At 64.7% G+C, this 24,920-nt stretch carries 16 protein-coding genes, 2 rRNA genes and 1 pseudogene; 7 read left to right on the forward strand and 12 right to left on the reverse strand.

Annotated elements, in window-relative coordinates:
* Positions 1–49 precede the first annotated feature (49 nt).
* Positions 50–1,225: an AraC family transcriptional regulator gene (locus Pla123a_RS22555; RefSeq protein WP_146591267.1), complete on the reverse strand. Its 1,176-nt coding sequence runs from the start codon at positions 1,223–1,225 to the stop codon at positions 50–52.
* Positions 1,226–1,601: 376 nt separating this feature from the next.
* Between Pla123a_RS22555 and Pla123a_RS25410 the strand changes: the two are divergent.
* From Pla123a_RS25410 to Pla123a_RS22575, 3 genes and pseudogenes are all read left to right on the forward strand, one after another.
* A pseudogene (locus tag Pla123a_RS25410) lies at positions 1,602–2,915 on the forward strand (glucose 1-dehydrogenase).
* Positions 2,916–2,976: 61 nt separating this feature from the next.
* Positions 2,977–4,152 carry a lactonase family protein gene (locus Pla123a_RS22570; RefSeq protein WP_197528208.1) on the forward strand — a complete coding sequence of 392 codons (1,176 nt, stop codon included), beginning with the start codon at positions 2,977–2,979 and terminating at the stop codon, positions 4,150–4,152.
* A 145-nt stretch (positions 4,153–4,297) separates the two neighbouring features.
* Positions 4,298–5,254 (forward strand): mechanosensitive ion channel family protein, encoded by a 957-nt coding sequence (locus Pla123a_RS22575; RefSeq protein ID WP_197528209.1) that lies wholly within the window; start codon positions 4,298–4,300, stop codon positions 5,252–5,254.
* A 24-nt stretch (positions 5,255–5,278) separates the two neighbouring features.
* Here Pla123a_RS22575 and Pla123a_RS22580 read toward each other — a convergent pair whose 3' ends face one another.
* Positions 5,279–6,949 (reverse strand): formylmethanofuran dehydrogenase subunit A, encoded by a 1,671-nt coding sequence (locus Pla123a_RS22580; protein ID WP_146591275.1) that lies wholly within the window; start codon positions 6,947–6,949, stop codon positions 5,279–5,281.
* Positions 6,950–7,046: 97 nt separating this feature from the next.
* Here Pla123a_RS22580 and Pla123a_RS22585 point away from each other — a divergent pair, with 97 nt between their 5' ends.
* A complete protein-coding gene (locus Pla123a_RS22585; RefSeq protein ID WP_146591277.1) occupies positions 7,047–7,553 on the forward strand; it encodes a DinB family protein in 507 nt (168 codons plus the stop codon).
* Here Pla123a_RS22585 and Pla123a_RS22590 read toward each other — a convergent pair.
* On the reverse strand, positions 7,528–8,850 hold the full coding sequence (locus tag Pla123a_RS22590; protein WP_146591279.1) for a hypothetical protein: 1,323 nt from the start codon (positions 8,848–8,850) through the stop codon (positions 7,528–7,530). The two genes, Pla123a_RS22585 and Pla123a_RS22590, sit on opposite strands and share 26 nt — an antisense overlap.
* A gap of 32 nt (positions 8,851–8,882) precedes the next feature.
* Positions 8,883–10,046 (reverse strand): c-type cytochrome domain-containing protein, encoded by a 1,164-nt coding sequence (locus Pla123a_RS22595; protein WP_197528210.1) that lies wholly within the window; start codon positions 10,044–10,046, stop codon positions 8,883–8,885.
* 273 nt (positions 10,047–10,319) lie between these two features.
* On the opposite strand from Pla123a_RS22595, the gene Pla123a_RS22600 reads away from it, so the two are divergent.
* Both Pla123a_RS22600 and Pla123a_RS22605 read left to right on the forward strand, forming a co-directional pair.
* Positions 10,320–11,270, forward strand: coding sequence for an alpha/beta hydrolase-fold protein (locus Pla123a_RS22600; protein WP_146591283.1), 951 nt, complete (start codon positions 10,320–10,322; stop codon positions 11,268–11,270).
* A gap of 69 nt (positions 11,271–11,339) precedes the next feature.
* Positions 11,340–12,596 (forward strand): protoporphyrinogen/coproporphyrinogen oxidase, encoded by a 1,257-nt coding sequence (locus Pla123a_RS22605; protein ID WP_146591285.1) that lies wholly within the window; start codon positions 11,340–11,342, stop codon positions 12,594–12,596.
* Between the two features lie 48 nt (positions 12,597–12,644).
* Here the strand turns inward: Pla123a_RS22605 and Pla123a_RS22610 are convergent, their stop codons facing one another.
* From Pla123a_RS22610 to Pla123a_RS22645, 8 genes are all read right to left on the reverse strand, one after another.
* Positions 12,645–13,946, reverse strand: coding sequence for a M16 family metallopeptidase (locus Pla123a_RS22610; protein ID WP_146591287.1), 1,302 nt, complete (start codon positions 13,944–13,946; stop codon positions 12,645–12,647).
* A 63-nt stretch (positions 13,947–14,009) separates the two neighbouring features.
* On the reverse strand, positions 14,010–14,363 hold the full coding sequence (locus tag Pla123a_RS22615; RefSeq protein WP_146591289.1) for a hypothetical protein: 354 nt from the start codon (positions 14,361–14,363) through the stop codon (positions 14,010–14,012).
* 285 nt (positions 14,364–14,648) lie between these two features.
* Entirely contained in the window at positions 14,649–15,215 is a 567-nt protein-coding gene (locus tag Pla123a_RS22620) for a hypothetical protein (RefSeq protein ID WP_146591291.1), read from the reverse strand.
* Positions 15,216–15,290: 75 nt separating this feature from the next.
* The gene (locus Pla123a_RS22625) at positions 15,291–16,454 is read right to left on the reverse strand and encodes an NAD(P)/FAD-dependent oxidoreductase (RefSeq protein ID WP_146591293.1); all 1,164 of its coding nucleotides are present in this window, start codon (positions 16,452–16,454) and stop codon (positions 15,291–15,293) included.
* A gap of 102 nt (positions 16,455–16,556) precedes the next feature.
* The gene (locus Pla123a_RS22630) at positions 16,557–17,330 is read right to left on the reverse strand and encodes a nitrilase-related carbon-nitrogen hydrolase (RefSeq protein WP_146591295.1); all 774 of its coding nucleotides are present in this window, start codon (positions 17,328–17,330) and stop codon (positions 16,557–16,559) included.
* Positions 17,331–17,432: 102 nt separating this feature from the next.
* Positions 17,433–17,541: ribosomal RNA gene (rrf, locus tag Pla123a_RS22635) — 5S ribosomal RNA — on the reverse strand.
* Positions 17,542–17,651: 110 nt separating this feature from the next.
* Positions 17,652–20,458, reverse strand: a 23S ribosomal RNA gene (locus Pla123a_RS22640).
* 1,001 nt (positions 20,459–21,459) lie between these two features.
* Entirely contained in the window at positions 21,460–22,935 is a 1,476-nt protein-coding gene (locus tag Pla123a_RS22645; RefSeq protein WP_197528211.1) for a GGDEF domain-containing protein, read from the reverse strand.
* Between the two features lie 379 nt (positions 22,936–23,314).
* Between Pla123a_RS22645 and Pla123a_RS22650 the strand changes: the two genes are divergently transcribed.
* Positions 23,315–24,907, forward strand: a complete 1,593-nt coding sequence (locus Pla123a_RS22650) for a PAS domain-containing hybrid sensor histidine kinase/response regulator (RefSeq protein ID WP_146591299.1) — start codon at positions 23,315–23,317, stop codon at positions 24,905–24,907.
* The last annotated feature ends 13 nt before the right edge of the window (positions 24,908–24,920 follow it).

The raw sequence follows: 24,920 nt of genomic DNA on the forward strand, positions 1-24,920 counted from the left end.
GCACGCCTCCCCCGGTGGTTCGCCGGAGCCTGCCGGCCCGCGAACGCTATCAATACGACGCGACCTTGCTGTTCTGTTTCCGGTAGGCGCTGGGCGGCACGCCGGTCACCTTCTTGAACGCGACCGAGAGGTAGTCGGCGTGGGCGAATCCGGCCCGCATCGCGATCGCCGCCAGCGGCAGGTCGGTCTCGCGGAGCAGCGCCTTCACCCGCTCGATGCGGATGCGGATGATCTCCTGGTGCGGCGTGCGGTGCAGCAGCTTGCGGAAGCGGTACTCGAGCGCCCGCCGCGAAAGTGGAACCGCTTTCAGGATGTCTGCAATAGCAATGCCCTCGCAGGCGTGCTCGCGGATGTAGCGTTCGGCGGCAATGATGTCCTCGTCGTCGATGGCGAAGATATCGCTCGAGCGGCGTTCGGCGATCCCGAGCGGCGGCATCCGGTAGACCTCCGAGGTCACCGCCTCGCCGTTCATTATCTGGTCGAGTAACTCGGCGGCCTTGTAGCCGGCGCCGTACGCGTCCGGGATGACGCTCGACAGCGGCGGCGTGCAGATCGAGCAGAGCCGCTCGTCGTTGTCGACGCCCACCACCGAGACCTGCTCCGGCACCGCGACCGCGATCTCGCGGCAGATATCGAGGATCTGCTGGCCGCGGAAGTCGTAGCACGCCATCACGCCGACCGGCTTCGACAGCTTTTTGAGCCACTTGCGGAGCCGGTCGCGTTCCTGGGTGGACGAGTAGTCGTCGTCGTGCACGGACTTGGCCATAAACAGGCTGCACTCCAGGCCGAGTTCCTTGCAGACCGCGGCGAACTGATCCTCGCGGGCGTTGGACCACAGGAAGGATCGGTCGCCGCAGAACGCCAGCGAGCGGAAACCGCGGCTCGCCAGGTGCCGCGCGCCCTGGTCGGCGATTTCTTTGTCGTCGGTCTCGACGCAGGGGATGTTTCCGATCAGCCGTGCGGCGCTGACGTCGACGGTCGGCACATTCAGCCGGCGGACCTTTTCGGCGACCGCCTCGTTCTCGATGCGGGCGATAATGCCATCGCCCTTCCACTCCCGGAGCCAGAGCGGCGGGCTTGCTCGCCGCTCGTGCTCTCCCATGTAGATCGACCACCGCGCGTGCTGCCGCTGGTAGGCGACAACCCCGTCCATCAGTCCTCGGGCGTAGGCGTTGGAGGTCTCGATGAGCAACGCCACCGAGCGACGCTTGAGCTTGACGGCCATGAGATTCCCTGAACACGGCGTAAGAAAGGTTAGCCTTGCGATTCGACCGCTCAGCGGCGGCCGCCCTGGGGCGGAACCGGGATCGGCAGAATTCCAGCCTTGGAAAGTCGTCGCGGCGCCTGACCGCCACTGCCCCGCTAGCCGCCAACCCGGGACCGTTGGCGACGGCACTTCTGCGTCGAAAAGCAATTCCTACCTGTCGAATGCCGCTTGCCCTAGCGGATTGGAAAGAAAAGAGGCGGACATGCAAACATTCGCCTGGAAAAGTACTATAACACATCTTCGAGCGGGCCAATTGCCTTTCTCGAGCCAGAAAGTGTGGGCTCCAGCGGCCAGGTCGATTTCACGCAAACCTTGCGTCTGGCCCGGCGACGTGATGGCGACCAGCCCCGACATCACGCTCGGGGTCTCCAGGGTAGCGATTGACTTAATGGCGATCATGGAGCGGCCGATGAGCCAGGGCACGAGGCGCCATCAGCTGGCGATGTACGTCGTGTACGAGAGCCCATTGCAGATGCTGACGGACAGCCCAACGCAGTACCGCCGCGAGCCGGAGTGTCTGGAGTTCCTCCGCGCCGTCCCCACCGTGTGCGACGACACGCGGGTGCTGCACGCCAAGCTGGGCGACTACGTGGCAGTCGTCCGCCGCAGCGGCGACGCGTGGTTCGTCGGGGCGATGACCGACTGATCGCCGCGGGACCTCTCGTTCCTCGGCCCGGGCGGGTACACTCTGGAGTCTTGGGCCGACAGTGTGAACGCCGACCAAAACGCTACCGACTACCAACGCCAGACACGCGCCGTCGCCGCGACCGACAGCCTGGACGTCCACCTCGCACCCGGCGGCGGCTGGGCCGGCTGGATCCGCCCGGCGCGCAACGACGAGGGGACCCATTTGAGCAGCAACCCGTTCGACCTAACTGGGAAGACCGCGATCGTCACCGGCGCGAGCCGCGGGCTCGGCCAAGAGTTCGGCCGCGCGCTCGCGCAGGCGGGCGCCGACCTGGTGATTACCAGCCGCAAGCGAGCGGACCTGGCTGATTTTCAGCAGGAGATCGAAGGCCTCGGGCGCAAGGTCACCGCGTTAGAGCTCGACGTCCGCGACCACGCCAGCATCCAGCAGATGGCCGCCGAGGCCGAACAAGCCTGCGGCGCGATCGACATCCTCGTCAACAACGCCGGCTGCAACGTCCGCAAGCCGGCCCTGGACGTCAGCTGGGACGACTGGAACCTGGTGCTCGACACCAACCTGCGGGGGACGTTCTTTGTCGCCCAGGCGGTCGGCAGGGGCATGGTTGAGCGCCGCTACGGCCGCGTGATCAACATCGGCTCAGTCACCTCGGTCGCCGGCTACGCCGGGTTGGGACCCTACTGTGCTAGCCGCGGCGGCGTGAAGCAACTCACCATGAGCCTAGCGGACGACTGGGGACCCCACGGTGTGACGGTCAACTGCCTGGCGCCCGGCTGGTTCCGCACCGAGCAGAACAAGGTGCTGTACGAGAACCAGGAGTGGCTCGAGTACCTGGTAGACCGCATCCCGCTCCGCCGCCCCGGCCAGCCGGGCGACCTCCGCGGCGCCGTGGTGTTCCTGGCGTCGGACGCGAGCGCGTACGTCACCGGCCAGACGCTGCTGGTCGACGGCGGCATCTCGACTGGGGCGACTCGCGCAACCGTGCCGGAAAAGAATGCTTAGCACGCAAAACCGCCCAGCACCGCATGTTTCGACAACGCACCCACCGAACCCGATGGCACCCATGCTCTGTACGCCCTCAATCTTGCTGCGGCAGTCCCTTGTTGCGACGATCGGACTGCTAAGCGTGTGCTTGCAGACTCCCTCCGCGCGGTCCGGCGAGCAGGTGGAGCTCACCGCTTACGTCGGCACCTACACCGGCCAGACAACCAGAGGCATCTACCGTCTGGACGTGGCGATTGACGGCGACCAGGTCGAGGGCGCCGCCGACTTAGTGGCAGAAACCGAGAACCCGTCCTATTTGACGCTGACGGCGGACCGCCAGCGTGTCTACGCGGTTGGCGAGATCACCGACTACCAGGGGAAACAGGCCGGCAAGCTGATTGCCTACCGGCGCGAGGACGACGGCCGCCTCGCCAAGCTCAACGAAGTCGCCGTGTGCGGGGGCGCGCCGTGCTATGTCTCGCTCGACCGGGACGAACGTTTTGCGTTGGTCGCGAACTACGCCGACGGGACTGTCTGTTCGCTGCCAATCCTCGCGTCGGGGGAGTTGGGAGCAGTCGCCTCTAGTCGGCAGCACGCTGGCAGCAGCGTCATCAAGAACCGGCAGCAGGGCCCGCACGCCCACTGCGTCGTCGCGGACCCGACCAACAGGTTCGTGCTGGCGACCGACCTTGGGGCCGACAAGATCTTCGTCTACCGGTTCGACGCCAAAACCGGCGAGCTCACTCCGCACGATCCGCCGGCGCTCGCGATGCCGCCCGGCTCGGGGCCGCGGCACCTAACCTTCCACCCCAACGGCAGGCTGGCGGTGGTCATTAACGAGCTGAACGGAACGCTCACCTCGATGAGCTGGGACGCCGACTCGGGCCGACTCGCGATTGTCGACTCCGAGAGCACCCTGCCACCGAATGTAAAGCAAAAGTCGTGCGCCGATGTCCACGTGCACCCCAACGGGCGTTTCGTTTACGGTTCGAACCGCGGCCACGACAGCATCGCCGTGTTCGCGATCGACGCGTCGACCGGCGAGCTCGATCCGGTCGACCACGTGCCCGCGCGGGTGAAGACTCCCCGCAACATCGCGCTCACGCCGTCGGGCGACTACCTGTTCGCCGGCGGGCAGTATTCGGGCGACATCAGCGTGTTTGCGGTTGACCCCGAGTCGGGTGGATTGGAGCCGGTCGGCGAGCTGTTTGCGGCGCCGACGCCGGTTTGCATCCGGTTCGCGGGGCGAGAATAACTGAGTTATTCACTCGCCTGGTCACCTGCCGGCCAACCTGACCGAGATAGTGCCGCTCGCTGAACGATCCCCCATCACGGGTGGTCGAGCCAGAGCCACGCCCCATAATAGGGCATCCTCGAAGCCAACCCTGCAGGCCAATGTGATGTACTTCTTGCCGCTCGCGCAGCAGACCCCATCTGAATCTCCCGGCGATGCGGCCGAGCTCGATACGCTCGAGATCCACGACCTGAACGACGCCACCCAGACGATCATCGCCAGCTTGTCGTCGATGCTTAACGACTTTTTGGCGCGTCTGCCGCTGATCGCCGCAGCGTTCTTGGTGATCGGCCTTACGTGGTTGGCGGCGGCCATCGCGGACCGGGTTACTCGCCGCACGCTGGCCCGGGTGCGGCTGCGCAGGAGCCTGAAGGACCTGGTCCGGCAGATTGTGTACGCGGCGGTGTGGGTCGTTGGCCTGCTGGTGGCCGCGGTGATTGTGTTCCCCGGAATGACGCCGTCGCGGGTGCTCACCGTGTTCGGCCTGAGCTCGATCGCGATTGGTTTCGCGTTCAAGGACATTGTCGAAAACTTCTTCGCCGGCGTGCTCATCCTCTGGCGGTTCCCGTTCGAGACCGGCGACTTTATCGAGTGCGACGGGATCGAAGGGGCGGTCGAGGAGACCACCATCCGCATGACCACGCTGCGGCAGGTCGACGGCCAGCTGATCGTGCTGCCCAACGCCCGGCTGTTCAAGTCGCCGGTGCGGGTCATGACCAGCCGCCGGGTGCGTCGCGCCCAGTTGATCTGCGGGGTCGACTACGGGACCGACCTGGCCGCCGCGCAGCAAGCACTTACTGAGGCGTTGACGCAGTGCGAGTTGGTTTCGAAGGACCCGCCGCCAGAGGTGTTCGCCCGCGAGTTTGGCGGGTCGAGCATCGACTTCGAGATCTGCTGGTGGAGCGGCTCGACGCCCAAGGAGCAGCGGGCAGCGCGTGACCAGGTGGTGCAGGCGATCAAGTCGCAGCTCGACAACGCGCGGATCGAGATCCCGTTCCCGCACCGCACGCTGACTTTCAAGGAGCCGCTGCGGCATGCTCCGTCCGAGGCCGACCAGGCATAGCGGTCCTGACGGCAGGCACCCGCGCTACCCCGCGGCGTCGTTGCTTGGGGTCACCTCGACCGCGGCCAGCTCGTCGTCGCGGATGCCGTAGTGGCTGAGCTGCACGGAGTACTCGCTGGCGAACCAGCGCTCCAGATCCGCCAACGGCGCCGCGTCGAACTCCGGCGCGACGCAGAGGGTCTTGCCGTCGGGCGCGGCGCACGGCTCGTAGTCGTCGATGATGACCTCGCCCCCCTTGATCACGTACCGCGGCAGGGCGAACATCTCCGCGGCGTTGTCGCTCGGCGTGTAGAGCGTGATGTCGGCGTCGGCGCCGACGTCGAGGCGGCCCTTGTTCGTCAGGCCGAGGATCCGCGCCGGGCTCGCCCGGGTGATAATCGCAATCTCCTGCAGCGTGTACTCGCGGTCGATCCCGGCCAGGCCGCAGCGGTCCCGCAGTTCGGGCGGGCACCCCGCCAAGACGGCGTTACGGTGGTCGCGATCCATCAGCAGTCGGATCAGTTCGGGGTAGGCGAGGAACGAGCCGCCGTTGGGGCTGTCGGTGCTGAGCGCCAGCCGCCACGGGTCGTCGATTAGCAGGTGCCACTCGAGGCCGACCGCCCACTGCAGGGCGTTGAACAGGTTCTTGTGCTTGTACTCCATCGGCAGCACGCCGCAGCCGGCCTCGACTTCGGTGTCGTGGCAGTACCAGCGGTCGCCGGTGGTCTTGTAGAGGTAGTGCCCGAGCGGCCCGTCGCCGGTCATGCTGGTCGTGGCGCCGAACAGCACCTGGCCAACGTCGACGGTTAGGTTGCCGTGGCTGTTAACATAGTCGACCAGCGGCTCGACGCGGCTGCAGAGTGTCCCCTCGTCCTCGCCGCCGCCGCCGTAGCTGTGGAACTGGATGTGGGTCAGGTGGGCGCGGCAGCCCTCCAGCGCCTGCATGCTAGCCAGCGTCGTCCGCCAGTTGCCCGGCATCCCCAGCTGGTTGCAGTGCAGGTGCACCGGGTGGGGCAGGCCGAGCTCGCCCGCCGCCTGGGCGACGCCGCGGATGATCTGCCGCGGCGTAACGCCGTAGTGCGGCAGCTTGTCTTCGAGCCCCTGCAGGGCGCCCTGCCCTGTTTGCTTCCAGACTTCGACCCCGCCGGGGTTGACCAGCTTGGGCGCGTACCCCTTGGTCGTCCCCAGTAGCCACGCCAGGTACGACCGGAGCCGCGCCGGGTCGCCCTGCTTGAGGCAGTCCATCACGTAGTGGTTGTTCCCGAGCAGGACGTAAAAGCCCTTGTCGATGCACGGCGTGTCGGCCAGCTCCAGGTGCGCGTGCCGCGCGGCGATCGGCGGCACGGCCGCGTCGAACGCCGTGGTGTACCCCAGCCCGGCGTACTTGTAGCCGGTGGTGAAGGTGCTCGGAACGCTCCCGAGCGTACCGCTCCGGAAACCCTCTCGCCGGGCTAGCCGCTGGTCGGTTGCCCGTTTGTCGTCGCAGCGCAGCCGCCGGGCGGCGTTGACTTTGGGGCCGGCGATGTGACAGTGCATGTCCACCCCGCCCGGCATCGCCACCAGCCCCCGCGCGTCGATCACTCGGTCGGGCCTGACCGCCGGCTCTGACGGCGGTTGGATCACGCGGCCATTGTCGACCCACAGGTCGACAACCCGCCCGTCGATTCCGTTGACGGGGTCGTGCAGCGTGGCGCCGGAGATCTTAAGCATCGTCATGGAGGCAAACGTTTGTCGGCGGGCATTTTGATCGCTAGCCGGTAGTAACCCGAGCCGCTATCTTAGCCGGTTGTGCCCCTTGTCGCAGGAGTCCCTTATGAGTCGCACTCGCATCGACGCCGCAGTCGCCCGGATGAAATCGACCCGCGCGGTCCTGAAGTCGTTCCTCGCCGACCTGCAGCCGGACGAGTGGTTCTGGATGCCGCACGAAGGCGTGACCAACGTCGTGTGGCAGGTGGGGCACATCGCGGCCGCGCAGTACGGGCTGTGCATGGTGCGGGCGCGGGGCGAACAGGTCACCGACCAACTGCTGATGCCGCAGGAACTGCGTGAGCGCTACGGCCGCGCGTCGACGCCCAGCGCCACCCCCGCCGAGAACGTCGACCCGCACGAGGTGGTCCGTGTGCTCGACGCAATCGGCGAGCACGCCTACAGCGAGCTCGCCCTGCTCGACGACGATTTCCTCGACACACCGCTCGATGACCCGCACCCGATGTTCAAGACGGGGCTCGAGTCGGTCGAGTTCGCGGCTTCGCACGAGCTGATGCATATCGGTCAGGTGGTGCTGCTGCGGCGGCTCATGGGGCACCAGCCACGCCGCTGACCGCCGCCCGGTTGAGCTTCGCACTGATCCGCTGCTGAAGTTCCTGCAGCACAGCGTGGTGCGACAGCGCGGTCTGGTTGTCGACGCGGTGCAGCTGGTTCTCGAGCGGCAGCGCGACGCCGTCGCCGCGGAATACCGAGCCGCCCGGTGTCGAGCCCAGCGGGGCGACGCCAATCTGCACCGCGGCCGCGACGCTGGCCTTGGCTTCGTTGGTGAGCACGACCATGGGTGTCAGGTCGAGTTGCTCGCGGGCCTCCTGCGGTAACTGCTTCAGGCCCTCGTCGGCAACCACTAGCACGGCGTCGACCTCGCCACCAGAAAGCAGCACATCTGTGTTGAACTCGCCCGGACCGTACTCGGGCCGGCCCGACGAGAACGAGACCGCCATCGGGAAACCGGTCTGCCAGGTCAGCACGCTGCTTGCGCCGGCGGCGTTGCCCGCGGCCGGAAGCGACGCGGTCACCACCCGAGTCTGGTCTTGCACTTGCTGGGCGAGCTGCGTGAGCTCGATCAACTCCGCGGGTCCGCCTGCGGTAAGGGCCTCATCGTAGAACACCGCGGCGTGCTTGGCCCCGCGTATCCAACCCGCAAGCTCTGCCAACTCGTTAGCGGGGAAGCCCGCCTCGGCTGGCCTCAGTTGCTTCTCGGTCAGCGCGGCCCGCAGCCTCGCGAGCGCCTCGATACCCTGAGCCGCCGTCAATGGGATCGTGTGGTCGGCGTGTTTGGTGGTCTCGCTCTGTGGGCAGCCGACACACACCACGCGGCGGTCGGCCCTGCCCCGCGGCAGCCAGCAGCTCTTGGGTTCGACGCTGTATCGCTGGAGGTGTCGCGGGTGCGTCGCGGCGGGGTCGCAACGCCAGAAGATTACCAGGTCGGCCCGCTGGGCGATCTCGCCCCACGACGCCTCGACCGCTCCGATCGACTGCTGCGTTTCGATTGCCGCCCGCTCGCCTGGAGTGCAGGTTCCATCGATGCAGCCGCCAAGCAGCTCGGCGATCGCTACCGCTACCCGCTGCGCGTTTACCTCGGCGCCGCTCAGGCCGCATACAAGCGGCGCCCGGGCCGCCGACAGCAGCTCGGCAGCGCGGTCGAGCGCCGCGTCGAGCGTAACCGGCTGCCCGTCGATCAGGCACGGGGCGGGCCGCCACGACGCGACCTCGGCCAACCACTTTTCCCCCAAGGAACACGCCGGCCGCACCACCGGCGGCCGCCCTGCCGACAGGTCCACCCGCAGGTCGTCGCACAGGCAGCCGCAGCCGCAGCAGACCAGGTCGCGGATCGTTGTGGGGTTTGCCATCCTGGCCTCGTTGATCGCTGCGGTCGAGTCGGCTACGCGTCGGCAGGCTTGTCGGCCTCCGCTGGCTCTTGCTCTTCGGCGGGTTTGTCGGCGGGATCGTCTGTTCCGGCGGGCTTGTCCAGCGCCTCGAGCTCCTTCTTCAGCTCGGCTTCCCGCGTCGTCGAGGCCTCGAGCTGCTGCTTGGCGTCGGCGAGCTGGGTCTCGAGCGTCTTGGCCTGCTCGGTAGCCTCGTTCTTACGGGCGGCGACCTGCTCGAGCTCGGCCTTGAGCCGGTCGCGGACGACGCCGGGGTGGTCCCAGCCGAGGTTGATCTCGAGCGTAGAGTTCTCGGCCATCAACTGCTTGGCCGCCTCGTAGCTGACGGGTGCCTGCCAGACGTAGAGCCGCTGCAGGGCCGGCAGCTTGCCGACCTTGGCTAGTGTGGCGTCGGTGACCTCGGTCCCGTACAGGTTGAGGTACTCGAGCCGCTGGAGCGAGGCCAGCGCGTCGGCCGACGCGTCGGTCACCGCGGTCTTTTCCAGATGCAGCCTTGTCAGGTTCTGGCAGGCCGCCAGCTTCGCGACGCCGGCGTCGGTCACGGCGGTCCCACCGAGGCTGAGCCAAGCGACGTTCGGCGCGATCGCCACGATGGCGTCGAGCGACTCGTCGGTCACCTGCTGCGGGTTGCTCGGGTACGAGAGGCTCAGGAGTGGGCTCCCCTCGTACAGCGGCACGATGCTGGCGCCGGCATCGGCCAGCGCCTGCACCTTGGCCGCGTCTGCCGGGTCGGGCTCGGGCAGAGGCTGCGGCTCTGCCGCAGCGGCCTCGTCGTGCTCCTTCATCGGCTCTGGGGTCGCCGCGGCAGAGGTCAGCACGGCCCCCTCTTCGATCCACTGCTTGATCAGCTCGATCTGCTCCTTGGGCAGCGGGTCGCCCCCCTTGGGCATCAGCAGCTTGTCGCCCGGCTCGAGGATGAGCCGGTCGTAGACGCCGCTCGACTCGGCGTCGCCTTGGAGGATCAGCCCGTCCTCGATCACGGCCGCCAGGCCGTCGGTGTGCAGGGCGAGGTCGCCCAGCTGCCGCTTCTCGCCGTGGCACTTGGTGCAGCTCGCTGCGAAGATTGGCTTGATCTGGGTGGCGTAGTCCACCGACTCGGCGCTCGCCGGAAGCGTAGCGAACAACACCGACGCGAAACACAACACACGGGGGCTTCTCATGAGGAGCAACGCTGCTAACGGAGTGGGGGCGGGACCAAGCACCTTATTGTACCCAGAGCCGCCGCCGCCAGTCGAGCATCCCGGCGCCGGGCAGACACGCCCATTTTCGCGGGAATCAGCGTGATTTTTCCGTCCAAAAAGTTTGTTTCGCCATTGCCGCCAAGCCGCCGCACAGCGGACGACGCCGTGGTATGCTGCCCCCAAGCCACGCCCCGCTCGGTTTAGGCGGAGCCTGGCGCGTGATCGATTCTTACTCAGCATGTGAGGCGTTCGATGACCAATCCCATTTGGGCAGCTAGGCTGCTGTTGCTCGCCGCGGTAGTCTGCCACGCCGGCGCCAGTGTCTGCCCGGCCCGCACCTGGCAGGACAGCGTCGCCCGCACCATTCCCGGCGTGCCCGAACTCGGCGCCGACGGCGCCCCGATCGGCTACCTCGAAGAGCCGATGGGCTACCGCTACTTCCTGCCGCAGGACTACGACCCGAGCCAGGAGTACCCGCTGGTGCTGTTCCTGCACGGCTCGGGCGAGTCCGGGACGAACAACACGTCGCACGTGTCGATCCATATCGAGAATTTGATCGAGCAGACCTACGCCAACTACCCGGCGATCTTGGTCGCCCCTCAGCTCAATCGTTCGGTCGGCTTCTCTCCGTACAGCTCGGTAGACCGGACCGATGAAGTGCTCGACGCCGTGATTTCGGAACTGCCAGTCGACGAGCAGCGACTCTACATCACGGGCCTGTCGATGGGGGGCTTCGGGACGATGAACTACCTGCACTACTACAACGGCTACCAACTCGGTGGCGACCGGCGGTTTGCAGCGGCCGCCGCGATCGCGGGCTCAACGGTCGACTTCGCGGTCGCCGACGCCCTCAGCGAAACTCCGATCTGGCTGGTCCACGGCAGCAGCGACCCGGTCGTTTCCGTGAGCTACTCACGCGAGTCATTCAACACGCTGATCGGCGCCGAGCCAGACGCCACGATTGATTTCACAGGCGGGGGACGCACGGGCCGCTTCGCCGAGAGCGGCTCCACCCGCTACCTCGAGTACCCGGGGGTCACCCACAACTCTTGGAGCCGCTTCTACGGCTCGAACGATTTCTACGACTGGATGTTCTCGCAGTCGCTGGTCCCCGAACCCACCTCGCTGGCGTCGGGCGTGCTCGGCCTGGTGTTGCTTGGGTCGACGTCCCGTCGGCGTTGTCAAAACTCGGTTGTCGACTAGAGTGCTCGGGCGAGTTCGGCCACAGACGGTCGACCACGAACGGTTAGCTTGAGGAGGGTGAGCAACGGCATGCAAGAATGGGATGTGATTATCGTCGGCGCCGGCATCGCCGGGCTGACCTGCGCCGAGGAGCTCTGCTTCAAGAAGCTGAACGTGCTGGTGGTCGAGGCCGCCGAGACGCCGGGCGGCCGCATCGCCACCGATGACCACGATGGATTCCTGCTCGACCGCGGCTTCCAGGTGCTGCTCACCAGCTACCCCGAGACCCGCCGCCGGCTCGACTACACCCAGCTGAACCTGTGCCGCTTCGAGCCCGGCGCCCTGATCTGGCGCGACGGCGAGTTCCATCGTTTCACCGACCCGTGGCGGCGCCCAAAGCGGCTGGTTTCCACCGCCCTGTCGCCGGTCGCCACGCTGTCGGACAAGCTGCGGGTGGCAAAGTTCCGCCGCAGCGTCACCTCGCCGGACCTCGAGCAGCTCTACGAAAGGCCCGAAACCACCACGATCGAGATGCTGCAGCAGCGGGGCTTCTCGTCGACGATTATTGAGCGGTTCTTCCGCCCGTTCCTCGGCGGCGTGTTCCTGGACCACGAACTTCAAACCTCGAGCCGGCTGTGCGAGTTCGTGTTCCGGATGTTCTCTACCGGGGACGCCGCGATCCCCGCAGCCGGCATGCGGTCGATCCCACAACAGCTGGCAGATCGGCTGCCGCCGGGCGCGCTGCGGCTGAACTCGCCCGTCAACTCTGTCGGGAAGGGGATGGTCGAGCTCGCTTCCGGCGAGCGGCTAGCAGCCAAGCAGGTGGTCGTGGCAACCGAGGCCCCGGCGGCGGCCCGACTGATCGGCCAACCTTCGGCTGGTGAGCCATTGGCAGGCGAAGCCAACCGCGTGGCCTGCCTGTACTTCGCGGCCGACAAGCCGCCGGTTAAGGAGCCGATCCTGGTGCTCAACGGCGAGGGCCAGGGCCCAGTGAACAACCTGTGCGTGCCGAGCCAGGTGGCGGTGGGCTACGCCCCACGCGGCCAGTCGCTGATCTCTGTCACGGCGCTCGAGTGGGACAATCTGGACGACCTCCAAGCCGCGGTGCTCGAGCAGCTCCACGGCTGGTTCGGGCAGGCTGTCGACTCCTGGCGGCACCTCCGCACGTACCCCATCGAGTACGCCCTGCCCCGCCAAACCCCGCCGGCCCTCTCGCCAGTACAGAAGAGCCCCCGCACCACGAATGGCGTGCACACCTGCGGCGACTACTGCGACACGGCTTCAATCAACGGCGCGATGGCGTCGGGGCGGTTGACGGCCGAGGCTGTTGCAGGGGAGATGGGGTAGGGTTTCCGCAGGCCAGTGCGCGGCGCTTTGAAGCTCTTACTGCCGCGCCTAAGAGCGGCCGCCCCCTGCGAGGATCCGCTTGCGAAGGGCCCGTCGCTTGGTAATCGGCACGCCGCCCATCACAAAGGCGTACCGCCGATCAGGAGCGAGCAGCACGGCGAGCCGGGCGTTGACCTCACCAAGCGTCATCGCCAACAGCCCCGCGATGTAGTCCTGCGCGATCGGCAACCTGGTCAGCTCGGGTCGCAGGTGCTCGTAGGCGAGCCAATTGGCCGCGTACCCAGGCCACTCAAAGCACCGCTCTACCTGGCGTATCAGACGACGTTTGATCCGTTCGAGGGAATCTTCTGTTGGACCACTCCGCAGCGCATCCGCCTGCGAGAGAACAACCTCGACCGCCCGCAGCACGTCGCGAGCGGGGACAATAGCCACGCTCCGCACCCCGGAGTCCTCGTTCGAGTCCCACGGTGCCGCGTCGACGTGGTAGGCCATAGCGGCCTCGGTCCGCAGGGCGCCAAACAGCCCACTCTTTGGCCCGCCACTCAGGGCGCAAGCCGCGATGTCAGCGGCGAGCCGGTCGGCGATCGCCAACTCCGGCGCGATCCACCACACATCGATCCTCGCGTACGCCCCGCCCTGCACCATAACGCGGCCCACCGGCGCTGTTGGCAACTCGGTGCGCCCCGCTAGCAGCGGCGTCGCGTCCTCCAGCGGTCGGGACGCCAGCGTGGAGGCGAACCGCTCGATCAGTTCACCGCGCGGCTGGGGTCCTGCCAACGCCAACGACGCTCGCTGCGGAGCGAAGTGCTCGCGGCGGTACCGCTCGACCACCGCCGGCGTCAGCCTGCCGAACCTCCGGACTTCGGCCCGGACGTTCGCACGCCAGTTCACCGCGCCGAGCACCCGGAGCTGCTCCTTGGTCAGCGAACCAAACCCCTCCGCGGCGTCGCCGGCGCCGGCCCGCAGCTCGTGCCCGCAGATTTTCGCCTCGGCCGCTAACGCCGTAGCGTCGACCGCTTCCGGGCAGACCATTCCAGCCAGGCACGCCAAGGCGGAATCGGTCAGGTCTCGGTGGCAGGAAATCGCGTAGTGGGTCGTTTCGAACCCAACCTCGCCGTTGACGGCACCCCCTTCGGTCAGGATCTCCTCGACCAGGGCGGCGTTCTGCCCCCCAAAGGCTAGGTGCTCGCACAGGTGGGTCAGCCCCAGCTCCGCCTTGGACTCCGACCGCCGCCCGACCCCGTAGACTAACGCGGCCGCCAGCGTCGGCGACTCCGGACGTTGCACCGCCGAGACGGTGAGCCCACACGGCAGGATGCTGGCGGCGATGTGGGGATGGGTTTCGGGCAAGGCGGACCTCGGAGGGGAGGCAGTTGAGTAGTTCGTGGTCTCGGCCGCGGGCGATTCCCCTGGTCACGGCCGACCCCCCGGCGACGGCCGAGCCCTACGGAGCAGGTCGAGGATCTCGCCCTGGATCGCATTGACCTCGTCGCGGAGCACGTCGGCGGCCGCGCCCGTCAGCCCGCCCCGCAGGAACGCGGCGCCGCGGAGCGCCCGCTTCAATTGCACAACGATCAGGCCGCGCTCGTCCTGGTCGAGTTCGTATGGGGGAGGAAGCGACAACGCCTGCGCCAGACCGCCGCAAACCTCGGCGGCGTGCCGCAGCAGGTCGGGGGCGACGCCGTCGCCGCTAGGCGGCTCATCCGTCAGGCGGAGCAGCAATTCCGTGGCCCGTTCGAGCAGCGGGTCGCGCGGCTTGTGTTTCACGCGATCTCCCCGCCACGACCCATCATCAACCGAATCTTCTCCGCCCGGACTGTCGAACGACGCGTCATCGGTCGATCTTGACCGAACTGAGCTCGGCGGATTGTCAAATGCCGATTCGACCGCGTCCTCCACCGAGTCGCCCTCGAGCAGCGACTCCTCGATCTGACGCTGCAGCCGCAGGGCGTTGGCCTCGCTCTGCCGGCGGAGCTCGTCCCAGCGGCTTTCGACGTCTGGCCAATTCGCGAATTGACCGTCGTCGGGCGACGCGGAATCGCTCTGATCCTCCTACCGCCAGGCCCGGTGGACCAGTTCCGCCACGCGTTCAACCCGCTTGGCGACAATCGCCGGGTCCTCGCGGGCCTCGCTGCTGAGCGGGTGGTCGTCGAGCTTCTGAGCGAAGGCCTCGATCGCCCGGGTGGTGCGGTCCATCAGCTCGGCCAGCCGCACTGGGTCGCGGTGGTCCCAGTACTCGGCCTCGTCGTTCACCGTGAGGTTGGGGGCAAAGTGCTCTTTGACGCCAGCCAGGATCTCAATGATCGCAACGTGGCCCAGCGGCGTGCCGTACTGCGTTTTGACGAAGCAGGTCCGCTGCTCGGTCGCTTGCGACTTCTCGCCTAGGGCCCATAGCGGCGTGATCCACCCGTCGGGCGAGAACAGGAGCGACATCGTCTCTTGCCCGGGCTCGACATTCAGCAGCAGCCCGCGGTAGTACTGCCCCGGCTCTTCCGCGGGGAGCCGGAGGAGTTCGACCTGACCGCCAAGTCCGAGGACCAGGTCGATGACAATGTCCTCGAGCGACTCCAGGCGAGTTGGGTCGGCCAGCTGGCCTCGGTAATGGATAGTGACGCCCATAGCGTATAGCCTACCCGGGTTCTCGACCGTCTGCCCTTCGTCTGACTGTTGACCGGCAAAGAAACGCCGGCGGAATCAGGTGGAGGCCTTCCGATTCACTTCTTGCCCCGCCGGAGTTCGTTGGCGATCCCCGTCAAAGACCCCGCGGCGGTGGAAGTAGACCTGGCTGGCAGCCATCCGCATGGGGCGAGTCGCCAGCAGGAGATTGAACGCGGCGTCCGACTGGAAGTGGTCGAACAGGAACCGGAGGAGTCGTTTCGTGCGAAACCGTGGGTAGGTGGCCGGGAACCAGCCGCCGGGGTCCTCGCAACGCCCCGACAGAAAATCGGCGACCGCGTGCCCCGCGGCCAGTCCGTGCTTGAGCGCGGTGTGGATGCCGCCCGCAGTCACCGGCGAAACAAGGCCGGCCGCGTCGCCCACCAGCAACGCCCGCTCGGTTGCCGTCGGGCGGACAACCCCTCCACAGGGGATGGCGCCGGCCCGGATTGAGGAAGGGGTAGCGTCTCGCACATCGACCACCGACGCTATTTTTTCGAGAAAGCGTTCCATCACGCGTTTCAGGGCTTCGGGGTCGGGACGCATCCGACGGGCGAGGCCTATCTGTGTGACTCCGACCCCCGGGACCAACCATCCGATGTAGCCAGGCGCCAGCTTCCGGTCGAGAAAACAGTGCAGGCGATCGCTCTGCTCAACCTCCAAGCCGCGGTACTCGTACTCCACCCCACCGAGAAACGATCGGTTTCTGCCGAGCTGCAATTCTCTCGCGACTACCGAGTTCGGCCCGTCGGCGCCGATGAGATAACGGGTAGCCCCAAGCCCCGGCAGCGCAAAACCGCCGCGGTTGCGGCTGGCAGTGGTAAAGGGCGTCGAACAGCAGACTTCTACGCCCGCGCGACGGGCCTGCTCAGCGAGCCATCGAAGGACTTTCGGCGTGTCGGTCGCCAAGAAGTAGTAGCCGGGCGCCTCGAGATCGAGGTGCCGAAGATTCGGGGCGAAGAGCCGCACCCCGGGCACCGCCCGCACACTGTCGAGGGGCAGCTGGTCGAGCATCGCAATCTGATCGACCGCGTCCTTAACAATGATGCCCGTGGTGTGCAGCTTTTCGCCAGGGTCCGCCTTCCGCTCGAGCACCCGGACGCGGAAACCTTTTTTCGCGAGGGCGGTCGCGCAGGCGAGACCCGCGAAGCTGGCGCCGACAATGGTGCAGTCGGCTGGGTCTTGGCCTTGTCCTTCGGGCATTGCGCCGCGTCCGTTTTGAGGCAACGAGTCGGAACCGCTATTTCGGTTCTACGCACCGCCACGGCAGAAGGTGCGCGCGCCCACGACTAGACCGGACGCCGCCTACCGCCAGACTCGGTCCGCTAGTGATGGCACCTTCTTGCGGAACGCCTCAACGAGCCCGAGGTCGATCTCGGCGGCGATCATCTCTTCGCCCGCGCCCGCTTCGGCCAGAAGCTCGCCCATGGGCGAGATGATGCGGCTATTCCCTAGAAACTTGAACGGTCCGTCACTCCCCGCCCGGTTGGCGGCCACCAAAAAAGCCTGGTTTTCGATCGCGCGGGCGCGGGAGAGGTAGTCCCAGTGGGTAGGCCTAACGCTGGGCCACGCCGCGACATTGATCCAGATCTGAGATCCGGCCGCGGCGGGGCGGCGGTACAGCTCCGGGAACCTCAGGTCGTAGCAGATCGAGAGCCCCCAATCGACGCCCTCGTACCGAACGCCCGACGCCTCGCTGCCGGGCGCGCAGTGCACTGCTTCGCTGGCGGGGGGCGGCGAGTAGAGGTGGACCTTCCGGTACTTGCCTACCAGCTGCCCGTCGGCTGTGATGAACGCCAGCGAATTGTAGATCGAATACCCGTCGCGTTCGGAGAGCCCGGCGACAACGGCGACCGACTGGTCGGCAGCCGCCGCGGAGAGTTGGTCGATGGCTGGACCGGGCCAGGTCTGCGCGGACTCGTGGAATTTCTCTGGTAGGTAGCCGGTGTCGCTCATCTCGGGGAACACGACGGCGTCGCATTCCTGCCGGCGGGCCTGCCGGACGAAATCGCCCATGCGGTCGACGTTTTCACTCGGGCTGCCTGGCCGGCACTCGAGTTGTGCGATGGCGATCTTCATCGGTGGGTAGCTGCTCTAGATGACAGTGCGACAAGCTACCAGTATGGAACGATTAGCGCACAAAAAAACCCTTCTGGGACGAATCCCAGAAGGGTTAAAAAAACCTGGCGATACCTACTTTCGCACTGGTAGGCACTATCATCGGCTCTGGAAGCTTAACTACTGTGTTCGGAATGGGAACAGGTGTTTCCGTCCAGATATGGTCGCCAGAAAAAACCTAGGGGGCGGCGAAGCCCGCCTAGGCTTAATTTGGTATTGCAAGAGTGGCGCCCGCGGAACGGGTTGTTCCGCGGCTCCTAGACTCAAGAGCTTTGGATAAATGTAGCCAAGCGTTCGTCCATTAGTACCGGTTAGCTGAACGTATTACTACGCTTACACATCCGGCCTATCAACCTGGTCGTCTTCCAGGGGACTTTCGGGCATTGCCCAACGAGACCTAATCTTGGAGCGGGCTTCACGCTTAGATGCCTTCAGCGTTTATCCTTTCCGTCCTTAGCTATCCAGCCGTGCCGCTAGCGCGACAACTGGTACACCAGAGGGACGTCCATCCAAATCCTCTCGTACTAAAGATGAACCTCCTCAAGTCTCGTACGCCCACAGTAGATAGGGACCGACCTGTCTCACGACGGTCTGAACCCAGCTCACGTACCACTTTCATTGGCGAACAGCCAAACCCTTGGGAGCTTCTTCACCCCCAGGATGTGATGAGCCGACATCGAGGTGCCAAACCGCTCCGCCGCTATGGACGCTCGGGAGCGATAAGCCTGTTATCCCCGGAGTACCTTTTATCTGTTGAGCGATGGCCCTTCCATTCGGGACCACCGGATCACTAAGCCCTACTTTCGTACCTGTTCGACTGATAAGTCTCACAGTTTAGCACCCTTCTACCTTTACGCTCGATGCGTGATTGCCAACCACGCTGAGGGTACCTATTGGGCTCCTCCGTTACTCTTTGGGAGGAGACCGCCCCAGTCAAACTGCCCAACTGACACTGTCCGTTGCCTGGCTTCACAGGAATCAACGTTAGAACTAAGCCATGAACAGGGTGGTATTTCACCAACGGCTCCCCCCGATCTAGCGACCGGGGATCAACGCCTCCCACCTATCCTACACAGTACATAGCACAGCCCAATATCAGCCTACAGTAAAGGTTCACGGGGTCTTTCCGTCTAGCTGCGGGAACGTGGCATCTTCACCACGACTACAATTTCACCGGGTCACTGGTTGAGACAGTATTCCTCTCGTTACGCCTTTCATGCAGGTCGGAACTTACCCGACAAGGAACTTCGCTACCTTAGGACCGTCATAGTTACGGCCGCCGTTTACTGGGGCTTCGGTCGAAGGCTTCGTTCTAATGAACTAACTTCCTACCTTAACCTACCAGCACCGGGCAGGCGTCAGTCTCTATACGTCCACTTACGTGTTAGCAGAGACCTGTGTTTTTGATAAACAGTCGGAGGAACCGATTTACTGTGGCCAGCCGAAGCTGGCATCCCTTATCGCGAACTTACGGGATCATTTTGCAGAGTTCCTTAACCAGTGTTCTCCCGAGCGCCTTAGACTACTCGTCTCGCCTACCTGTGTCAGTTTTAGTACGGTCGCCGTGCTTCAACCCTTGTGAGCTTTTCTTGGACGTCTTTCAGATGACATACCCAACGTAAACGGGGTTAGCCTTGCGGCCAGGCACATTTCTAATCGTGCCCTCACCATCGGGACGCCGTCCCTCACTTAGTCCACACGAGCGGCGCAGGAATATTAACCTGCTGTCCATCGACTACGCCTTTCGGCCTCGCCTTAGGAACCGGCTAACCCTGGGCGGAATTACCTTCCCCAGGAAACCTTAGGCTTTCGGCGAGCAGGATTCTCACCTGCTTTATCGTTACTCATTCCGGCATAATCACCTGTTGGCCCCACCACCGCTCCTTACGGTACGGCTCGTATCTGACCAACAGCGCTCTCCTACCACTTGCCCGAAGGCAAATCTATGGTTTCGGTGTCGTACTTACTCCCGTTCATTATTGGCGCAGAAATGCTCGACCAGTAAGCTGTTACGCACTTTTTAAATGATGGCTGCTTCTAAGCCAACATCCTGGTTGTCACAGCAATTCAACTTCCTTAGTGACTGAGTACGACTTCGGGACCTTAACCGATAGTCTGGGTTGTTTCCCTCTCGACCGCGAAGCTTATCCCCCGCGGACTGACTGCCGAGATAGTTATGTTGGTATTCGGAGTTTGGCTCAGCAGGGTACCCCGCGAAGGGCCCCAAACCAAATCAGTATCTCTACCCCCAACACATAGTGGCTCGACGCTAGCCCTAAAGCTATTTCGGAGAGAACGAGCTATCTCCTGGTTTGATTAGACTTTCACTCCTCCCCACAAGTCATCCCCTCAGTTTTCAACCTAAGTGGGTTCGGTCCTCCACGCGGTACAACCCGCGCTTCAACCTGCTCATGGGTAGTTCACCAGGTTTCGCGTCTACCGCCTACGACAATGCGCCCTATTAAGACTCGGTTTCCCTGAGGCTTCGGCCCGTAAGGCCTTAACCAAGCCGCAAACGGTAACTCGCCGGATCATTATGCAAAAGGCACGCCGTCACACATCCCCGAAGGTATAGTGCTCCGACCGCTTGTAAGCGCATGGTTTCAGGTTCATTACCTCCCCTCGACGGGGTTCTTTTCATCTTTCAGTCGCCATACTGATTCACTATCGGTCATTAAGTAGTATTTAGCCTTACGGGATGGTCCCCGTGGATTCAGTCGGGGTTTCACGTGACCCGACCTACTCAGGTGTCACTCGGTTGGTTGTGTAAGTTTCGCTTACGGGACTTTCACCCCCTGTGGTCCAACATTCCAGATGGTTCTGCTACCACACAACTTCCCATGTGAGTGATCCTACAACCCCGCGGGGGAGACCCCCACGGTTTGGGCTGTTTCGCTTTCGCTCGCCGCTACTTACGAAATCGATTTTTCTTTCTTTTCCTGCGGTTACTTAGATGTTTCAGTTCACCGCGTTGGATTGGGTATCCCGGGATCATCGCTTGTTTGTCAACTCCCCCAGGCATTTCGCAGACTTCCACGCCCATTCTCTTAATGCCAAGACATCCCCCATGCGCCCTTAGTAGCTTGGCTACATTAATCCAAAGCTCTCTCATCGCATTTCACCCGCCGGGCAAGCCCGCCGCGTGTCACTTGAATCAAGAACTGGCTTAATCGACTACTAATCCGCCGGCTATGGGATGATCCACCCCACCAAGCTTTCGCTTGGCAGCCGACGGAGAGTAACGCTTCTTTTCTTTAATCTAAGAGCTCGGCGGGAAGGCAAACACAGCCATGCCTTGGGAGGCATGGCAACCTTCCCGTCGAAGATGCCACTCTTGCTTCTACCAAATTGTCAAAGATCGCGTTGGCCCTGACTCCGGCTGGCTGCTCTCGCAACCGGCCCTTGCCAAAAGCCCCGGCCACAATCTGCCGGGTTCGCTTCCCCGCGGTTAAGCGGCTGGCGGGGATAGGGCCTCAGGAGGCCTTACCCCCGGCGGCCGTCAGGCCCGCTTGGGGAAACGAGAAGAATATCAGCAACTCACTTCCTTGTCAAAGGCCCTTTGGGAGAATTCCAAAAATGTTTTGGAGCGGCTTTCCCTTCCGCGGCCTCGGACACCCAGCTGGACCCTGTCGCGAGCCGAACCCTTCCTTGGAATGAATCCATAGGCTTTGTTCGCGACCCCTTCGACAGGGCCTTCTTCGACTGGGCGAAGAAGGATGCTGCTGGCCCTGAGCGAACTCAGGAATCAACTGCATCGGCAGGATTATAGCGCAGCCTGAAACAATCTCAAGAGGGGGCGCAGGCTTTTCTTTCGAAGCCCTGAAAAGCATGAGCGATTTGCCGAGAACTACCGGCAATCAGCCGCCAACGTGGTCACAGAAAAACGCGTTTATTGATCGCCGCGCCGCCAATGGACCGAGGCCCACCAACGGAAGGCCGGTTTCCGTGCGAGCAGTCTCTACGTGGCGGCTTCATTCGCCGCGCAGTCATGAATAGTCGACTGGTTGGTCGATGGCGGCTGCTGTTGCGACGCCGCCCTGCCCTGTCCGCCGAGGTCGCTCCCGCGCCCCGCTTGGCTCGTCCGCAGCGGCTACACCAGCAGCGGCTCGGAGCTGCCAGCGACTTCGCCAACGGCTTCTTCGGCCCGCTTCAAGATCAGGGTCGCGGTGTCGAGTTCCTTGATGCAGGTGAACGCGAGCTTGGCGTCGAGCTGCAGCAGGGTGTCGCCCATCGGGACCGAGCACATCGACAACGCCGAGCTAGCCCGGCGGGCGATCGTCTCGGCGTCCTCGGCGGTTGCGTTGGGCAGCATCACGCCGAAGCGTTCGTTCTCGAGCAGACTGATGGCGTCCATCTCGCGGAGGCTGCCGACCAGGAACTGCGCGACCGAGTCGAGCATCCGCCGGCTGGCGGTCTGCCCGTACTTCGATTGGATCTCGGCGATGCTGTTCAGCTCAACCACGAGCACGGCGAGCGGGGTGTCGTTGCGTTGCGACTCGGCGACCCGCTGTGTCAGCTGATTGACGAACATGGTCCGCGTCGGCAGTTGATCGATCAGCAGCTGGCCGTCGGACTTGTCGGTCTTGCCCGCCTTCAGGACCTTGCCCTTGGCGATCCTGTCCATCACGGGCACGCACTCGCCGTCGATGTGGGCGTAACCGCAGTTGCGACCGGCGTCCTTCGAGCAGTAGAGGGACTCGTCCGCGCGACGCAGGATGTTCTTGGCGTCGTCCATCCGGTCGATCTGCGCGACGCCGATGCTGGCGGTGACCTTGAGCTCCTTGCCCTCGTGCTTGATCAGCTCTTTCTCAATGCCGGCCCGCACGCGTTCGGCTAGCGGCATTGCGTCGTCGAGTGTGGTGGCGGGCAGGACCACGGCGAACTCCTCGCCGCCGTAGCGGCAGGGGATGTCCATCGTGCGGGTTGACGCCTTCATCGAGGTGGCGACCCGCTTCAGGACCTCGTCACCAGCCTGGTGGCCATGGGTGTCGTTGAAGTTTTTGAAATGGTCGACGTCGAGGATTACCAGGCAGAACGGGGTCTTTTTGCGTTCCCATTCTGCGAAGCGGCGGCCCAGCTCGTCGTCGAAGGCGCGGCGGTTGGCTAGGCCGGTGAGCGAGTCGGTGCGGGCCTCGCTCTCGTGGACCGCGATCTCCGACGCCTGCGCCTTGATCTGCTTCTCGGCCTTCTCGAGCTTCTTCTGGAGCAGCTCGTTGGCGGCGACGATCTTCGAGAGCGAAGTCGAAACGATTGCCTGATCGATCACGCCGTCGGCGTCCTCGGCCTCACGCAGGTCGGCAGAGATCTGCGCCACGCAGCGGGAGTGGTTTCCGACGTCCGTCGCCACGCCTGTCGCGAGGTCGTGCAGCTGGCCGGTAGCGAGCAATGCCCGCTCGAGGGCGACTCGTTTCTCGAGCGCCCGTTCCTGCTCGTTGACGTCCTCGTTGGCTTCCCTGGGATCCCGACCGCCGTAGAAAAACGCGCCGGCAACGAACCCGATCCCGAGCGCCAGGCCCGCAAACAGCAAGTTGATCAGCATCCACGGTAGTGAAGAACTGGCGACCATAGCATTCGTCGGAGTTGAGAGTGGGAGGGCGGGGGAATGCCCCTTCTGCCAAGGTGTGTCGTCGGTGCAACGCTGTGGGCGTTGGCAAAACATAGGTCGGGAAACGACCACTGCAACACGATGTGGCGAAATCAGGCATTCGCAGACACCGGCCGCCGCAATCGTCCGCATGGCCGGGGGAATCGCTGAAGGCGTTAACGGACCGAGACGCCTCCGGAAAACCGCAGCCCCAACTCGGGCAATTCTGTAGTGGTTTGCCTCCAAATAAACCGCGCAAAATCCGAACCCAACCTAATAGATATTCAGTTGGCTTTTATGCGAGAAAAACCACTTAAGCGATGTCCTTTAGTCGCCAGCCCCCACACCAGGGGCGCCCGCTATGCAAGAACCGACCAACAATCCCAGCTTCCGCCGCGCGTCGGTCCAGAGCGCCCCTTGGGAGCGTGCGCTCATGGGCTCCAACGACGGACTGTGGGAGTGGCGCCCCAACGGCGAGACCTGGGCCTCGCCACAGTTCTGGCGGTTGCTCGATTTCCCCGAGGACGGGGCCGGCGCGCCGCAGGACTTCACGACGCTGATCCACCCGTCCGACTACCCCCGGTCCATGGAGACGATGCGTGCGTGCTGCGTCGACTGCAAGCCGTTCGACCTGCAGTTCCGCATGCAGAGCAGCATCGGCGAGTTCCGCTGGTTCCGCGCCCACGCACTGGTCTACAAGGACGCGTCGGACAAGCCGTTCTCCCTGTCCGGCTCGATCAAAGACATTACTGATTTCAAACTCAGCGCCGAGGCGAACCGCGAACGCGAACGCCGGCTGTTCCGGCGGCAGCGGATGGACGCCCTCGACTGCCTGGCGAGCGGCATTTCGCACGAGTTCAACAACCTGCTGCAGGCGATCCGCGGCTACATCTCATTCGCGGCCGGCAGCCTCGACCCCGAGCTCGAGGCCTTCGACGACCTCTGCAAGGCGACCGAGGCGGTCGACCGCGCAGCGCTGCTGACCCGCCGCCTGCTCGACTTCGCGGGCGCCGAGGAGCAGCCGGAGCACCTGATCGACCTGCACGAGACCGTGCTCGGGCTGGTGGATCTGGTGCGGCCCATTATCGGCGGCGACCTCAGCTTCCGCAGCGACCTCTGCGAACAAACCCTGATGGTCCGAGGCGACGAGACCTCGCTGCGTCAGTCGCTGCTGAACCTCTGCATCAACGCCCGGGACGCCATGCCCTCTGGGGGCGAGTTGCTGGTCCGCACCGAGCTGTTCGAGCTCAGCGCAGAGCACGGAGCTTCAATCGGGGAACTCAAACCGGGCCCGTACGCCCGCATTGTCGTCAGCGACACCGGCTCGGGCATCCCCGAGCACCACCGCGATAAGGTCTTCCAGCCGTTCTACACCACCAAGGAGATCGGCAAGGGGACGGGCCTCGGGCTGCCATCGGTGCTGGGGACGGTCGAGGGCTACGGGGGCCACATCGAGCTGCAGACGCAGGTCAATGTCGGCACCACCTTCGCCATCTACCTGCCCGTGGAACGCGGTGCCCTCGGATCGACCGAGCCGCCGCCAACCGCCAACGGCGGCAGCGTGCTGTACGTCGAGGACGACCCGGTGGCCCGGGGAGTCGGCCGGCGGATGCTCGAGGCCAGTGGCTTCGCGGTCACGGTGGCCGACTCGGGGATCATCGCCCTGGAGCTGCTGCGTTCCCGCGGCGAGACCTTCGACGCCGTCGTGCTGGATATCTCTCTGCCCGGGCTTACCGGCCCGCAGGTGCTGCGTGAGGCCCGGAGCTTCCTGCCCGAACTGCCGTGCGTGATGTGCTCGGGGCACGTCCTGCGGTCGCACCGAGGGATGGACGGGCTCGACATCGACGCGGTGCTGCTGAAACCCTTCGACGCGTACCAAATCTCACAGGCGATCCATGCCAGCCTGTCGCCGGCCGGCCGCGTCACCGAACTTTCATCCCAAGCTGTGCGTTAGCTTGCCTAGGTGC

This window comes from Posidoniimonas polymericola, from assembly GCF_007859935.1.
Lineage (GTDB): Bacteria > Planctomycetota > Planctomycetia > Pirellulales > Lacipirellulaceae > Posidoniimonas > Posidoniimonas polymericola.